The organism is Peristeroidobacter soli (assembly GCF_004138485.1).
GTDB classification, from domain to species: Bacteria; Pseudomonadota; Gammaproteobacteria; order Steroidobacterales; family Steroidobacteraceae; genus Steroidobacter; species Steroidobacter soli.
Genome location: NZ_RYEV01000003.1, coordinates 1,072,799 through 1,087,801, shown reverse-complemented (window position 1 = coordinate 1,087,801; position 15,003 = coordinate 1,072,799). Strand labels below are relative to the sequence as shown.

11 protein-coding genes are annotated in these 15,003 nt (G+C 62.8%); 2 read left to right on the top strand and 9 right to left on the bottom strand.

Annotated features, from left to right (window positions below; genetic code table 11):
• Positions 1–141: 141 nt before the first annotated feature.
• The 6 genes from EKO19_RS13545 to EKO19_RS13520 form a co-directional block, all read right to left on the bottom strand.
• Positions 142–723, bottom strand: a complete 582-nt coding sequence (locus tag EKO19_RS13545) for an NADPH-dependent FMN reductase (RefSeq protein WP_129776918.1) — start codon at positions 721–723, stop codon at positions 142–144.
• 47 nt (positions 724–770) lie between these two features.
• A complete protein-coding gene (locus tag EKO19_RS13540; protein WP_129776917.1) occupies positions 771–2,564 on the bottom strand; it encodes an ATP-binding protein in 1,794 nt (597 codons plus the stop codon).
• A 91-nt stretch (positions 2,565–2,655) separates the two neighbouring features.
• Complete coding sequence (locus EKO19_RS13535) at positions 2,656–3,936, bottom strand: sugar MFS transporter (RefSeq protein WP_129776916.1); 1,281 nt, start codon at positions 3,934–3,936, stop codon at positions 2,656–2,658.
• Positions 3,937–4,204: 268 nt separating this feature from the next.
• Positions 4,205–5,899 (bottom strand): FAD/NAD(P)-dependent oxidoreductase, encoded by a 1,695-nt coding sequence (locus EKO19_RS13530; RefSeq protein ID WP_129776915.1) that lies wholly within the window; start codon positions 5,897–5,899, stop codon positions 4,205–4,207.
• Positions 5,899–6,186: a (2Fe-2S)-binding protein gene (locus EKO19_RS13525; RefSeq protein WP_129776914.1), complete on the bottom strand. Its 288-nt coding sequence runs from the start codon at positions 6,184–6,186 to the stop codon at positions 5,899–5,901. Before EKO19_RS13525 ends, EKO19_RS13530 begins: the two co-directional genes overlap by 1 nt.
• Before the next feature lie 111 nt (positions 6,187–6,297).
• On the bottom strand, positions 6,298–7,494 hold the full coding sequence (locus EKO19_RS13520) for an NAD(P)/FAD-dependent oxidoreductase (RefSeq protein ID WP_129776913.1): 1,197 nt from the start codon (positions 7,492–7,494) through the stop codon (positions 6,298–6,300).
• 172 nt (positions 7,495–7,666) lie between these two features.
• Between EKO19_RS13520 and EKO19_RS13515 the strand changes: the two genes are divergently transcribed.
• Both EKO19_RS13515 and EKO19_RS13510 read left to right on the top strand, forming a co-directional pair.
• Entirely contained in the window at positions 7,667–8,578 is a 912-nt protein-coding gene (locus EKO19_RS13515; RefSeq protein ID WP_129776912.1) for a LysR family transcriptional regulator, read from the top strand.
• Between the two features lie 45 nt (positions 8,579–8,623).
• Positions 8,624–9,943 (top strand): MFS transporter, encoded by a 1,320-nt coding sequence (locus tag EKO19_RS13510; RefSeq protein WP_129776911.1) that lies wholly within the window; start codon positions 8,624–8,626, stop codon positions 9,941–9,943.
• A 21-nt stretch (positions 9,944–9,964) separates the two neighbouring features.
• Here EKO19_RS13510 and EKO19_RS13505 read toward each other — a convergent pair whose 3' ends face one another.
• The 3 genes from EKO19_RS13505 to nagE form a co-directional block, all read right to left on the bottom strand.
• On the bottom strand, positions 9,965–10,885 hold the full coding sequence (locus EKO19_RS13505) for a dihydrodipicolinate synthase family protein (protein ID WP_129776910.1): 921 nt from the start codon (positions 10,883–10,885) through the stop codon (positions 9,965–9,967).
• 87 nt (positions 10,886–10,972) lie between these two features.
• Complete coding sequence (locus EKO19_RS13500; RefSeq protein WP_129776909.1) at positions 10,973–12,295, bottom strand: amidohydrolase family protein; 1,323 nt, start codon at positions 12,293–12,295, stop codon at positions 10,973–10,975.
• A gap of 960 nt (positions 12,296–13,255) precedes the next feature.
• On the bottom strand, positions 13,256–14,998 hold the full coding sequence (gene nagE, locus EKO19_RS13490; protein WP_129776908.1) for an N-acetylglucosamine-specific PTS transporter subunit IIBC: 1,743 nt from the start codon (positions 14,996–14,998) through the stop codon (positions 13,256–13,258).
• Between the last annotated feature and the right edge of the window lie 5 nt (positions 14,999–15,003).

Here is a 15,003-nt window from a genome sequence, read left to right as displayed (position 1 = left end):
TGCGACGGGGCGGGAAGGCGGGAACGTCGATATGACATTGAATTCACTGTCCGTTAGCGAGGTTTATAGAGTAACCCGGGGCCCGGAGGCCCCGAACTAACTGATAAACCTTTAATCGTCCCTGGCAGGCTGTCAGGAAATTTATGCGGCGAAACGCGCCGCGAAGCCGACGACTTGCGCCGCCAGCATCTCGAACTGGGTCTGGGTCTTCTCGTCCATGCACGAGCCCGTCGCATCGAACAGCGGAATCGCGGTGTTCAGCGTCACCCCGAGCGGGGTCGGCCAGCCGCGCAGGGCATGCACGATGGTCCGCACCGAAGTCAGCGTCGTCCCGGCCCCCTGCCAGCCATACGCCGTCACGATGCAGCCCACCGCCCGGCCATCCAGGTACGGCCGGGGTTCGTCGCGCAGGTCTTCGAGCAGGTCGATGGCGTTCTTCAGCAGCCCCGACATACCGGCGTGATACGCCGGGGTCGCGAGGATCAGACCGTCCGCCTGCCGGACCGTATCGACGAAGCGCAGTTGCTCCGGCGTCCGCAGCGTCTCTTCCGGGGAATACAGCGGCAGACTGGCCAGCGCTGCGCCGGGAATCACCTGCACCTCCGCTCCCAACCGCCCGGCCGCCGTGAGACAGGCGACCAGCGCCTTCTCGGTCGACGAGCCGGCTTTGGTGGTACCGCCGATACCGACGATACGCAGACGCGCAACAGAAGGATTCAGCATCGAGAGGCGGGCTCCATGAACGGGAGCCTCACCTTATCACCCGACTCTCACTCTTTGTTGGTCACGGCCGCGGCCGGCAGGGTGAAGCGGAAGATCGTGCCGCGACCGGGCTCGCTATCGACGGTGATCTTGCCGCCATACCGACGCACGATGCGCGCGACGATGGCGAGACCGATGCCGACGCCCGGGAATTCAGCGGGGCTATGCAGGCGCTGAAACGGCTCGAACAATCGTTGCGAACGTGACATATCGAAGCCCGCGCCGTTGTCACGCACCGAGAACACGATGCCGCCGGTCGCTTGCGTGCAGCTCACTTCGACGCGCGCATGCGGTGTGCGACTGGTGTATTTCCAGGCGTTGCCCAGCAAGTTGCCCAGCAGACTCTTCATCAGCCGCGGATCGGCGTCGACGGTGAGGTTCGACTCGATCACGCATTCGACCTTGTGCCTCGGATACTGCTGACGCAGATCCTCGACCACGTTACGAGCCAGCGTGGAAATATCGACGCGCTCGTTCAACAGTTCCTGACGCGAGACACGCGCCAGCGACAACAAGCCATCGATGATTTCGGAGGAGCGCGTGACGTTCGATTGAATCCGATCGATACGTTGGGTGATCACATCGGTCATCACTCCGCCCAGATCGTCTCGGAGCAGGCCGGCCTGACCGGCAATCGTTCCCAGCGGCGAGCGCAGATCGTGCGACGCCGAGGCGGTGAACGCTTCCAGCTCTTCGTTGGTCAGCGCCAGTTGCTGGTTCGCTTCCTGCAGCTCGTTGGTACGCGCGGCGACGCGGCTTTCCAGCTCGGCATTGAGCTGGCCGAGATTGGTATTCGCCTTCTCCAGCCGGTTGATGAAATGCCGGAGCAACAGAGTCAGCGCGATGAACAAAATGGAAATGCCGGCCAGCACGATGGTCAAGCCGCGCGTGCGATCGTGCCACTGCTGCAGAATGGCTGCTTTCTCCCGGCTCGCCGAGACCGCGAGCCGATAACCGCCGAGACGGCGAATCGCATAAATCCAGGTGCCGCTCGCAAACGGACTGGGCGACTCGACGAACCCGCCCTCCTCCGCCAGGTCGGCACCGCCGCGATAGACGTCGGTGTCGCGAACGTTGATCTGACCTTTGTGAGCCGTCGCCGGCATCGGCACTCGTAACAACAGATCGCCGGCAGTGGACGTCACACTCAAGGCGCCGCCCGGGATCGCCATCGTCTCGTACAGCTGATCGAGCGCATCGACGCCGAGCAGAGCACCTGCCCACACCGTGGCACCCGAGCTGTCGACGGTACGAACCGCGATGGGAAATGCGCGCTGGCCGGATTCGATGGGATCTTCGAGCGTCTTGCCGATGAACACGCCGCGCGTCTCGTCGATCGCGGGCTGCAACCAGGGCGGCGGCGTATCGAGCGTCTGCGTGTCGCGATTGCGGACGGCAGCCACGAACTTGTTCGGCGTGAGCACGAACAGACCACGAACGTAGTCGCCGCTGCTCAACTCCCGAGCCAGCAATTCGGCGGCGGTCTCCGGCGGGATTTCGCTCAACCCGCCATTGGCATCGATGGCCTGAGCCGCGGTACGCGCCGCGCCGAGACTGTCGTTCAGGACCGCCTGCAAATGAACATACATGCCCGCCGCGACGGCTCGCAGCTCGTGGCGGGCGGATTCGAGGGTTTCGGCCTTGTCGCTGTAGACCCGCCAGGTGGCGTAGCTCCACAGCGCCGCAAGAATGAGAACAGCTTGCGCGACCACCGCACGCTTCACCAGCATAGGTAGTGCGCCGTCGATGAATCCTCGCTGATGCGTGCGTCCTGCTACGCGCTGCCAGTTGCCATCCGTCATGAGTTGCCCGTGCGGGATTTTCTTCGCGCCGGCAGTCTCTCACGCGGACACTGGCTCCCGCCACCCGGGGCCAGCGGTTACCGGAGCGGCGTCACATATTGGCGCGCGCCCCTCGTGCCGAAATCTCCGTGTCAGGAACGCTGCGGACCACGTGCCCCTTCAAGCCGTAGAACACGATGTAGGCATAGCAGATCGCGGGCACGAAGAACGACGAGAGCAAGCCGATGGTGTCCGCGAAGTAGCCCTGAATCACCGGCACGATGGCACCGCCGACGATGGCCATGCACAGCACGCCCGAACCCTCGCCGGTGTGACGGCCCAGCTTCGCCACGCCGAGCGTGAAGATGGTCGGAAACATGATGGAGTTGAACAGGCCGATGGCCAGCACCGCCCACATCGCAACCTTGCCCGACAGGCTCATCGCGATCAGCAACAGCGCGATGGCGCAAGCGGCGTTGAACGCGAGCACCAGGCCCGGCTTGATCTTCCGCAGCACGAACGCACCGATGAACCGGCCAACCATGGCGCCGCCCCAGTACAGCGATAGATAACTGCCCGCGGTCTTCTCGGTGAGTCCACCCACGTCGGGCTGGGACATGAAATTCACCAGCAAGCTGCCGATCGCAACTTCCGCGCCGACGTAAGTGAAGATGGCGACAGCACCCAGCACCAGGTGCGAGTGTTTCCACACGCTGGGCACGTTGTGATCGTCGGCCCCCGCGGTGGTCGCGTCCGTGCCTTTCACTACTGGCAATTTGAACTGCGAGAACACGATGGCGATCAGGAACAACAGGCCGGCCAGCACCAGATACGGCCCTTGCACCGTCTGGATTTCCTTCGCCGTATCCACCGCCACGCCCGCACTCACCGCCGCGGACAGGATGAACATCGACCCGAGGAATGGGCCGACCGTGGTGCCCAGGGAATTGAATGCCTGGGTCAGATTCAATCGACTCGCGGCCGTGTCGCTCGGCCCGAGAATGGTGACGTAAGGATTCGCGGCGACCTGGAGCAGCGTGATGCCCGACGCCAGTACAAACAACGCCGCCAGGAACAGCGGATACGACTGCATCGACGCCGCCGGGTAGAAGCAGAGACAGGCGATGCCCGCCGTCGACAGCCCGATGATGATGCCGCGCCGGTACCCCAGCTTCTCCACCAGATACCCCGAGGGCACCGACATCACGAAGTAAGCACCGAAGAAGCTGAACTGGATCAGCATGGCCTGCACGTAACTCAACGTGAAAATGGCCTTCAGGTGCGGAATCAGAATGTCGTTCAGCGAAGTGATGAACCCCCACATGAAGAACAGGGAGGTCAGCACCAGCAGTGCAGGCATGTAGCTCGGCTGTGCGCCGCTATCGGAATTCATTCTCTATCCCCCGGATTGCTGCCGACGCTGTCGCTCAAGGTGACAACGTTGTCAGCATGCCAGAGAGAGGGGCCGGGCGGAAAGGGGGTCACGGCGTTGATATCGCTAACTCATCGCCACGAGGCGCTTCATCAGTCGCAAACCATTGATGCACGGAGAAATGAGACGACGACGGGGCGGCTCAGTCGTCGAGAAGCGGCGAGACAGCGTTTTCAGATTGCGGCGAGCATGGTCGAGCCGTCGCGTGCGTCCTCAACGAAGCTTGGGGTCAGGGTCGACGCATGAATGCCGCGAGAGGTACGGGCTTCACTGGCGCTTGTGCCTGGAACGGACCCACTTTACCGGGCTGCACACCGCGGGCTTCGGCGATGACTCGAGCGACATTGTCGCCGCACAGTCGGCCCTGGCACAGGCCCATGCCCACTCTGGTCAGTAGCTTCGCGGCGTCCGCGGAGAGGATATGTTTGTTGTCTGCCAGTGCCTGGCAAAGCTCGCCCCGTTTGATGGACTCGCAGCGACACAGGATGGTGTCGTCGCTCATTGTTTGTAACGCGAGGCTCGCGGGTGGGCGGGCAAGTTCCTGCAGGATCGCGGCGAAGCTTTGCTGATGTGACAAACGATTCCTCGCTGTCGCCGCCAGGTTGTGTGCCTGGCGATCGTCCACGCGACCGAGGGAACGCAGGATGCCAACCGCAGCGATGCGGCCCTTCTCTAACGCCGCGTCGGCGCCATCGACGCCGGTGATCTCGCCGGCCAGGAACAGATTTTTGACACTCGATTCCAGCCACTCGTTGTGACGCGCGAGCCAACCGCCGGCGTGATCCTTCCAATGCATCTCGGCACCGGCCTGTCGCGCGAGCTCGGATGACGTGAGAAAGCCGTGACAGATGCCGACGCGGTCGCAGTCGAAGACCTTGGTCTTATGCCGATCAATCGTTCCTTTCGCATCGATGGCCGCTATCGTCGCGCGCTCTACGACGGCTGCGCCGTCGGCACTGACGATGGTGTGACCAAAGATCACCGGCACGCCGGCCCGACGCAGTCTTCTGAAGATGTGAGAGGTTTCGAGCAGCTGCCGATGATGCCGGAGCGCCACGAGCGGGTGGCGCATGAGGAGCCAGGCTTGTTGCTTGCGCTGGGTGAAGACGACAGCCGCGACTTGCGCGCCGGCGCTCAGCAATTGATCCGCGACGACGAGTTGCAGTGGATGACTGCCCGCGAGCAGGAAACGATTGCCCGGCACGAACTGCTGACTCTTCACAAACGTTTGAATGGCACCCGTCCCCATGACGCCCGGCAACGTCCAGCCCGGAAAGGCCAACGGACGTTCGTAACAACCCGGCGCCAGAAGCACCGCATTCGCCCGGAGCAAATACAAACCGTTTGGCCCATGAATCCACAGCTCGTGCGCGCCACCGCCACAGAGCCCCGAGCCGGCAATGCTCCCAAGATTGCGACCGTCACTCACTCCGGCCAATTCCGAGCCGGCGATGCCACCAGGATTACGGCTATCTCTCACTCCGGCCGATCCATAGCCAGCGCTGCCCTCACCCCTAGTATCTTGGCTGCCGCTCGCCAGATCCGGTTCCGTACCAGCGACGTTCGTATTGTTATCAATGTGGTTGCTACGAACCGCGCCGGCGCGCAGCGCCCGATACGGCGACGGCCGCATGATCCCGAGCACGGTCGACTGAAACCGCCAATCGATATCCTGTCGCTCTTCTACCGCCCTCAGCGCGACCTTCACGCCGTCGTACAACTTGGCCGGCAACCAATTCGCGACGGAATAACTCTTCGGCGGCTGGCGCAGAATCTGCCCGCCAGCGCGCGCCTGCTCATCGATGATCGTCACAGCGGCACCATGCTCTCGAAGCAGCGCGGCGGCAGCGAGGCCGGACGGGCCGGCGCCGATGATGGCGACCTCGCACGTCGCAACGGCCGCTTGCTGTTCGTTAGCAACCATCAATTATGGTCCGGCACGATCACACGCAACCCGGCACGCACCGGCGTCAAACACGCGCGCACACGAGAGGAACCATCTTCCACTTCGACCATGCAGTCAAAACAAACACCCATGTTGCAGAAAGGCGCGCGCATCCGACCGAAACTATCGCGCGACATCACAAGCACACCGCCCGCCATGAGCGCCGTCAGCACCGACTCCCCTTCGTAAGCCTCGACCGCCTTGCCATTGACGAAAATGTTGACCGCCGCCGGCCTCACGACACCCAGCGTAATTCTCCTGCTCATGCTCTGACCGCCCGCAACACGAGCCGCCACGCATTCACACGAGCGTCGCGGGCAAGCGCTGGGCATGGCGCACACGGACCAGTGAAGCTCGGAAAATGCGTGACTCTCATGTCACACCGAAGCCATGAAGTTATTGATGTGGCTGAACCGAGCCGGGCTATAGAGATCGATACTCATGGACGGCCGCCCATCGACGATGAGCTCACTGATCAACCTCGCATACGTCGGCCCATGCGTAAACGCCGCGCCACCCGCAGCGACGAAGAACCCAGGCGCCTCCGGCACCGCGCCGAGCAGCGGCATTTGATCGGTCGTAATCCCGGTGATCCCAGCCCACGAACGTAACAAATGCAACCCGCCAATCGCGGGCACCAGCCGCGCGGCCAGCGACAAATTCGCCATCACATTCTCGATCACGGGCTCAGCGCGCCGCTGAGTGCTCATCGCCGAACCCTCGCGCGCAAACCGCCCCGACCACCCACCGCCCACCAACACATTGCCCGCCGCGACTTGCTTGAGAGTCAGTCGCTGACTGGCATGCTGCACGAGATGAGGAATCAAAGGCGCGGCACGCTCGATGACATTCATCGACAGCGGCACCGCAAAGATCGGCAGATGCAGATGCGCGAGCGCCCCGATCTCTCCGGCCCAAGCACCGGCGGCATTGAGCACCGCTCCAGCCATCACATCCTGAGTGCACCCGGCACGATCAACCGTCGAGACCACCCACTCCGCGCCATCGCGCAGGAGCGCCGTCACTCGCGTCTGTGTCTGAATGCTCGCATCCAACGCTGCCGCCCGACGAGCGAACGCCGGCGTGACGAGTCGAGGGTTCGCATGACCCTCATGTGGAAAGTAACCAGCGGCGATGACGCTGTCGGCCAGATACGGCGCGATCCGCCGCACTTCCGACGCTGACAGCAACGAGGACCCCAGCCCCCACTTCTCCTGCAGCGCCTGCCGCTTCTCGAGCAAGGCCACATCACTCTCCGACTCAGCCACGATCAAACCACCGTGCATCCCGACTTCGAGGTCGGCCTGCAACTCGGCTTCGAGCCCACGCCAATCCTCGATCGCGACCCGGCTCAGCGGAATGATCTGCGCGAACTGCGCAGCCCGCTCGTCGCCGTAACGAATCAACCGGTATTCGAGTTGAAAATGCAGCGACCCGGCGTTGCGGCCGGATGCTTCGCGGTTCAGATCGCCCTGCTCGATCAAGCGCACGCTGGCGCCACGCCTGGCCAGGTAATAGGCGGCCGCGCAGCCCACCAGGCCGCCGCCGAGCACCACCACGTCGAAGCGAGTCATCGTTGTTGAGAGCCTGTTGCGGGCGGCATGATTCAGCCGCCCCGGCGGCCGGTCAAGCGCCTTCAGGCGTTCCCCGAATCCCGCCCGGGCGAGCCGGACGCTGATTGAATCTGAAGCCGAGCTCAACATAGACTCGACTTCGTTGCGTTAGAGGCAACTATCGGGGGAACGCATGCACGGGGAAATTCGACTGCGCTATCTGTACGAGGCGGCGCGGCTCGGCACGATGCGGGCGGCCAGCGACGAGCTGAATGTCGCGACCTCGTCCATCAGCCGGCAGATCGCCGCGCTCGAGAAGGAACTGGGCATGCGGTTGATCGAAGGCGGACGCCGCAAGATCAAGCTGACCGAGGCCGGCAACGCCGCCTTTGCTTACTATCGCGAGATGCAGGCGCACGAAGAAGTGTTCCTGTCGCGAGTCGCCGAGTTGCGCAGCATTCGCAGCGGCACCATCAACCTCGCGGTCGGCGAGGCCTTCATCAACGACTCGTTCAGTGAAGTCCTGCAGGAGTTCATGCGCCGGTTTCCGGGGCTGACGGTGCGCGTGAAGATGAGCGGCAGCAACGATGCCGTCGCGCTGGTGCGCGAGGACGAGGCTCACTTCGGTCTCATCTTCGATGTGCCCAAGGACCCGAAGGTGCGCGCGCGCCTGACGCTGTCGCAGCCGCTCAAGGCCATCGTGCATCCCAAGCACGAGTTGGCCGGTCGCAAGAGCGTGAAGCTGGGCGATCTCAAGGACTACAGCATCGGCCTGCCGGAGGATTCGTTCCGCATCCGTCAGATCGTGCGGGAGGCCGAGCATGCCGAAGGCGTCTTCCTCGAACCCGGCCTGATCGCGAACTCGATGATGTTGCTGAAGGACTTCGCGAAGTGCGGCCGCGGCCTCACGTTCCTGCCGGAGTTCCTGGCGCAGCCGCAATTGACCGAGGGCAAGCTGGTCGCGATCCCGATCGAGAATCCGGTGCTGAATTCGACGCGCATCAGCCTGATCACCCGCACCGGCCGGCAAGTGCCCAACGGCGTGTATCGATTGATGCTGAGGGTCGAGGCGCATTTGAAGAGCTTGATCGCGCCCAACAGCTGATAAACCTACGCACGCCGCTCGAACCTCTCGAGCGGCGCTGACACCGTGAAAAAGATTCCCAACTTTCGCTGGGTGATCGTGCTGCTGCTGTTCGCCGCCACGGCGATCAGCTATGTCGATCGCCAGGTGCTGACAGTGCTCGCGCCGACGTTGCGCGATCAGCTGCAGATCAATAACACAGGTTATGCGTCGATCCTGACGGCGTTCCTGCTCGCGTACACGTTCATGCAGCCGGTGATGGGCTGGCTGATCGATCGCATCGGCACGCGCATGGGATTCGCTCTGATCATGGCGTGGTGGTCGATCGCAGCGGGACTGCACGCAGTGGCGAACAGTGTCGCGTCGTTCGCTGTGTGTCGTTTCTTGCTCGGGGCGGGAGAAGCAGGCAGCTGGTCCGCCTGCGTCAAAGCCGTTTCCGAATGGTTCCCGCGCAAAGAGCGAGGCTTCGCGACGGGACTGTGGAGCGCAGGCGTGAGCGCAGGCCTCGTCATCTCCGTACCCATCGTCGCTTGGATCAATCTCACGTTGGGCTGGCGCTGGGCCTTCGTTCTCACCGGGCTCGTCGGTCTCGTCTGGCTCGCGGCCTGGCTGTGGCTCTATCGCCTGCCTCGCGCGCATTCGGCCGTCACCGACGAGGAGCTGCGTCATATCAGCGAGGACAGCGCGCCCGACCCGTCCGTCTCCCGCGGGATTTCCTCAGCCGCGCTACCTGAGTCGCGCAGCCTCCTGGTCAAGCGCACGCCCTATTTGCAGTTGCTTCGCTCGCGCAACGTCTGGGCCGTGATCGCCGCGCGCGTGCTCGCCGATCCGTGGGTCTGGTTCTACTACTTCTGGATTCCCGAATATCTCACGCGCAGCGCCGGCTTCACCGCCGCCGACATCGGCAAGTACGCGTGGATTCCCTTCGCCGCGCAGGGCGTGGGCATCGTGCTGGGCGGCGCGTTTTCCGATCTGTTGTGTCGTCGAGGAATGAGCGTGCTGCCCGCGCGCCTCACCGTGATGCTGATTGGAATGTTGTTGATGACGGCCGGCATCAGCGCGGCGTTCGATCTCGGCATCACCATTATTTTTGTAGGCATCAGCACCGCGATGCTGGGCTTCGGCCTGTGGGCGCCGAACATGATGTCGTTGTGCGCCGATGCTTTTCCGCGCGACTCGGTCGGCTCGGTGGTTGGTCTGGGCGGGATGGGCGCCGGAGCCGGTGGCATGGTGTTTACCATGGCCACCGGCTGGACACTCGATACTTATGGTTACGCACCAGTCTTTATTGCAGCCGGTGCTATTCCCCTGTTGGCCTTCGCCGTGCTTTTTACTCTCCTCGAGCGACCGAAAGCAAGTACCGTGAATCTGGTCCGGACTTTTTGAGAATGACTCGCACTGACAAACTCAGGCTCCGAGCTTGCCGAGCTGAGCCAATGTTTGTCTCACGACGCTCATGCCCTCGGGTTCGAGCGGCAACAACGGCCGCCGCGGATAACCGCCCGGCAGTCCGAGTTCGTTCAACGCCGCCTTGAAGATGGCTTGCGCCGAACCGAAGCGCCCCGTGTAATCAGCGTTGAACCACGCGCGCATCAGCAGTTCGTTTCTGGCACCGAGCTGATGCGCACGCGGGATATCGTTCTCCCAAATCGCATTGAAGTAGCCGGGCTGCTCGCGACCGAGCACGGCACCCGCGCCCATCGTACCGTCGGCCCCCTGTTGAACCAGCAAGATGCCCAGGTCGTTCATGGGCACACCGAACACGCGCACCTCGTCCTTCAACGCGAAGAACACATCGACGAAGCGGCGCAGATCGGCCGTCGAGTTCTTGATCGCGACAACGTTCGACAGCCCGGCGATCTGTTGCAGCAAGTCGCGCGACATATCCACGTTCGTGCCCGGCGGCCAGTTGTAGACACAGATGGGCAACGACACCCGATCGTTCACGTCGCGATAGAATTCGAGAATCTCGCGATCGGTCGGCACCATGTACGGTGGCGGCGTGACCAGAATGCCATTGAATCCATGATCCGCCGCGAGCTTCGCGTGCGCCGCGACTTCCCGCGCGGTGTAACCGCTGCAGCCCGCGATGAGCGGCAGCTTGCCGCTGAGCTTGCGAGCGACCGCCTGCATCAGCTGCTTGCGTTCCGCTGCATCGATCGTGCACCACTCACCCTGCGTGCCACCGACGATGATCCCGTGCATTCCTTCCTGATGCAGCCACGTCAACAAGCGGTCCAGAGCGTCGAGATCGAGCGCTCCGTCGGCGGTGAACGGCGTCGTGATCGCCGGAATGTAGCCCCGCCACTGGACCGAATGCCTGTCCATATCTTGACCTTCCAAGCCTCGACGGCCGACACGCTAAGAACAATGCCGCGCCGATTCAATAGCCCCCCGCGCGACATTACGTTGCGTTCACGGCAACGGCTGGTCGTGACGCACGACTTGTCCGCCCTTCATCACGAAGTTGATGGTCCGTAATGCGGCGATGTTTTGCGCGGGGTTGGCATCCACAGCGATGATGTCCGCGTAGTGGCCGGGCTTGAGCGAGCCCACGTCTTTTGACATGTCGAGCAGCGCCGCGGGCTTGAGCGTCCCGGCCTGCAATGCCTGCAGCGGGGTCATGCCGGCGCTCACATAGAGCTCGGCCTCACGCACCGTCGCCGTCGTTCCGGCGTTCGGCTCGAAGGGAAATTGATCGGTGCCGAGCGCGATGTTCACACCGAGCTTTACGGCGGCCCGAAGCATCTTGAGGTGATCCTCGCGCGTGCTCTTCACACGTTCCAGATACCACGGCGGCGAACCGATCTTACGAAAAAACTCCATCGCGCCTTCATCAGTCACTACCGCCGTCGGCACCAGCCACGTTCCCTTGGCTTGCATCGTGCGCAGTTGTTTCTCGGTCAAGTGATAGGCGTGTTCGAAACAATCGATACCCAGCGCCAGCGCTTCATCCGCCGCGACCGGCGAGCCGTTGTGAGCCGTCACCTTCACGCCATTGCGATGCGCGACCTCGATGACCGTTTGCATCTCCTCATGCGTCATGGTCGAGGCGGCAATGCTGCCGTGAGAATCGGAGATGCCGCCGGAGATCGCGACCTTGATCCAGGTCGCGCCGTTCTTGATCTGCTGGCGCACCGCCTTCGCCAGCTCGGCCGTGCCATCGGCTTCGAGAAAACCGTGTCCGCCGGTGGTTGCGATGATTTCACCTGCGGATTGGATACGAGGACCGACGGCGGTGCCACCATCGATGGCGGCTTTCAGCGCGAAATCACTGCCATGCTCTTCACCGACGAGACGGACGGTCGTCACGCCTGCATACAACGACTGTCGCGCGTTGTCCGCCATGCGCAGCACCAGCTGCATGTCCGTCTCGTTCTCGAGCGCCGCACCCGCGGGGCCCGGTAATTTCAGGCCGAAATGAGTATGCATGTTCAACAGGCCGGGCACGAGCCACTTGCCATCCATACGAATCTTCTGCGCATCCGCCGGCACACTCACGGCCGAAGCCGGCCCCACGGCCTTGATGCGATCGCCTTCAATGAGCATGACCGCGTTGGGAATCACCGAGCCATCTTCGACATTTACGACCGATGCACCGACGATGACTGTGGTGCCTGCAGGCGCGGCTGCCTGCGAGAACACTGCAGTGGGTACGGCTAGCGACACGGCGGGGATGAGCGAGACCTTCAGCAAAAGCACAGCCAACAGCTTCGATTGCTTACACCGTCGCCACATGATCGTTTCCCCGCTCCGAAATGCCTGTAGCCATATCATCGAAGCGGCCACTATCGCAGGTCAATCTGCATGGCCTCGCTCGGAGTCGGATTTAAGAAGCGTGGGTGGTCTGGTGTCGCCACGTCGTCGGATTCGGATTCAGAGGCGTCGGTGGTCCGGCGTCGCCAGGGTGGGGGATCTCCTCCCCGGCACCGCGACACACGCCTGCGCACGCTTCGCTCCCGCTGTCGCGGGCGCCCTGCTGCACCTCCCTGTGGCTGCTATAGGACCGCCATCCCTGGCGGATCCAATTGCCGGGGAGGAGATCCCCCACCCTGACGCCGCCCGATGCGTCAACTGCGCGTTGCGCGTGACGCTCTTCCGACCCTGCAACCGTCACAGCGAAGTTGAGCGTGCTCGTTGTCGAACTGGCGTTGCGGCCGCGCTTGAGCGCAGCCGCCGCTGTCGCTGCTATAACGATCGAGCTCAATTCAGTAGCTACCCTCGATACTGCCACTTCGATCGATTTCAACTCAACAGCTAACCTCGGTCACTGCTACATCGATCGAGCCTCAATTCACAAGCTAATCTCGGAAGAGCGGCCGCGCCCAAACGCGGCCGCAACGAAGGTTCCACAACGAGCAACCGCTAAAGTACCCGTTGACGGTTGCACGGTGGGAGAAGAGTCACGCGCGAATGCGCCAGTGACGTATCGGCGGCGGCGGGAGTGACCTACCTCGTCCCGGCAGCTTTGCGGCACAGGGACGGGGCCGCAACAGCAGGGCTCATCAGGGACGTGCGCCAAGGAGCGCACTGCGCGACGGGCGGCGCCCGGTGCCGGGACGAGGTAGGTCACTCCCGGCGACGCAGACCACCGACGCCTCCGAAATCCGACTCCGACTCCGACTCCGACTCCGACTCCGACTCCGACTCCGACTCCGACTCCGACTCCGACTCCGACGACCGCAGCAAACAACGCGCCTAAACCCGGAGCCGCCCCAATTCCGCGAGTACGCCAGGCGCCGAGGGACCGATGAGGACATGAACGCTATGAGCCATCGGTCGGGCCATTCCTCGCACGCCCGCAAGCTTGGCGACGTCAGCGCTAACCGCCGCGTCATCGCGCACGGTAAAACACAAACGACTGGCAGCCGCCCGCATGTCGCGAATATTCTCGAAGCCACCGAGGGTCTTCACCAACTGCAATGCCGAGATTGCACTCGGCACCTCGGATGGTGTTTCTACCGCAGCCGGTGCCGTAGTAGACGCAACGCTTGCAGGCAATCTCAGTCCAGCTCGAATGGAGGACGCCAACTGATCCGCAATCGGCCCCACCACGACTTGTAACGTTTGCTGTGACGGCCGCACGAATCCTCGGGCGCCGAGCGACTTGAGCGCCGTTTCATTCACCGCTTTCTGATCGGCGATCGACAATCGCAATCGCGTGGTGCACGCATCGACCGCCACGAGATTGCCCGCACCGCCAAGCCCGCGAATCCAAGCCTGAACAGCATCATCCTCTGTACCCGCATCACCCCGCGCACTCGCCGCATCTTCAATCTCACGCCCCGGCGTCGCAAGGTTGAAACGCGCAATGAAGAATCGGAACAGGCCGTAGTACAGCCCGAAATACACCAGCCCGATCGGCACCAGCCACAGCGGCCTCGTCGCCTTGCCAAAGCTCAGCACGTAGTCGAACAAGCCCGCGGAGAACCCAAAGCCGAGCCGCACGTTCAACAAATCCATGACCACCATGGCGACACCCGTCAGCACCGCGTGAATCCCATACAACACCGGCGCGAGAAACATGAAAGAGAACTCGATGGGCTCCGTCACGCCAGTCAGAAACGACGTGAGCGCCATGGAAAACAACATGCCGCCGACAGCAGCACGCCGCGCCGGCGCCGCCGCCTGATACATGGCCAGACATGCAGCCGGCAGACCGAACATCATCACTGCGAAGTGACCGGACATGAACGCACCCGCCGTCGGGTCGCCCGCGAAAAAACGTTTGAGATCGCCAGTCACCCCGTGGAAATCGCCGAGCAGGAACCAGGCGACATTGTTCAAGATGTGATGCAACCCGGTGACGATCAGCACCCGGTTCAGCACGCCATACGCGAATATTCCAAACGAACCCGACGCCAGAACGGCATCGCTCGTCGCATCCATGCCCCGCTCCAGGATCGGCCAGCCGAAACCGAACGCCAGCGCGAGCAAGATGCCGGCCGTACCGCTCGCGATGGGCACGAAACGTCGGCCCGCGAAGAACGCCAGATAGGCAGGCAAACGAATGTCACTGAAACGGTTGTACAGATAGCCCGCGATCAAACCATTCAACAAACCCGCCGGCACGCTGAGTTTCGCCAGCTCGCGCGCACGGAAGGCAGCAATGGCAAAGTCGCGCGCTTGGCCGGTCAATTGCGCCGTCACCTCCGGCGGCACCGAGATCAAGACCTCCGCACCTTTGGTCGTCACCAAGTAGCCAACGACACTCGCCAATCCAGCGGCACCATGATTCTCACGCGCCAGACCGACCGCCACGCCCATCGCGAATAACAAACCGAGGTTGGAAAATATGGCATCGCCGGCAGCGGCAATCGCGGGAATGTCGAGTAGATCTGGCTGGCCGAGACGCAGCAGGAGTGCCGCGACAGGCAGTACGGCAATCGGCAGCATCAGCGCGCGGCCGATGGACTGCAAGCCGGTAACTATGTTTTTCATCACCT

Coding starts and splice junctions, on each gene's coding strand:
- EKO19_RS13545 (WP_129776918.1), bottom strand. CDS start 723: ATGCTGAATCCTTCTGTTGCGCGTCTGCGTATCGTCGGTATCGGCGGT.
- EKO19_RS13540 (WP_129776917.1), bottom strand. CDS start 2,564: ATGACGGATGGCAACTGGCAGCGCGTAGCAGGACGCACGCATCAGCGA.
- EKO19_RS13535 (WP_129776916.1), bottom strand. CDS start 3,936: ATGAATTCCGATAGCGGCGCACAGCCGAGCTACATGCCTGCACTGCTG.
- EKO19_RS13530 (WP_129776915.1), bottom strand. CDS start 5,899: ATGGTTGCTAACGAACAGCAAGCGGCCGTTGCGACGTGCGAGGTCGCC.
- EKO19_RS13525 (WP_129776914.1), bottom strand. CDS start 6,186: ATGAGCAGGAGAATTACGCTGGGTGTCGTGAGGCCGGCGGCGGTCAAC.
- EKO19_RS13520 (WP_129776913.1), bottom strand. CDS start 7,494: ATGACTCGCTTCGACGTGGTGGTGCTCGGCGGCGGCCTGGTGGGCTGC.
- EKO19_RS13515 (WP_129776912.1), top strand. CDS start 7,667: ATGCACGGGGAAATTCGACTGCGCTATCTGTACGAGGCGGCGCGGCTC.
- EKO19_RS13505 (WP_129776910.1), bottom strand. CDS start 10,885: ATGGACAGGCATTCGGTCCAGTGGCGGGGCTACATTCCGGCGATCACG.
- EKO19_RS13500 (WP_129776909.1), bottom strand. CDS start 12,295: ATGTGGCGACGGTGTAAGCAATCGAAGCTGTTGGCTGTGCTTTTGCTG.
- nagE (WP_129776908.1), bottom strand. CDS start 14,998: ATGAAAAACATAGTTACCGGCTTGCAGTCCATCGGCCGCGCGCTGATG.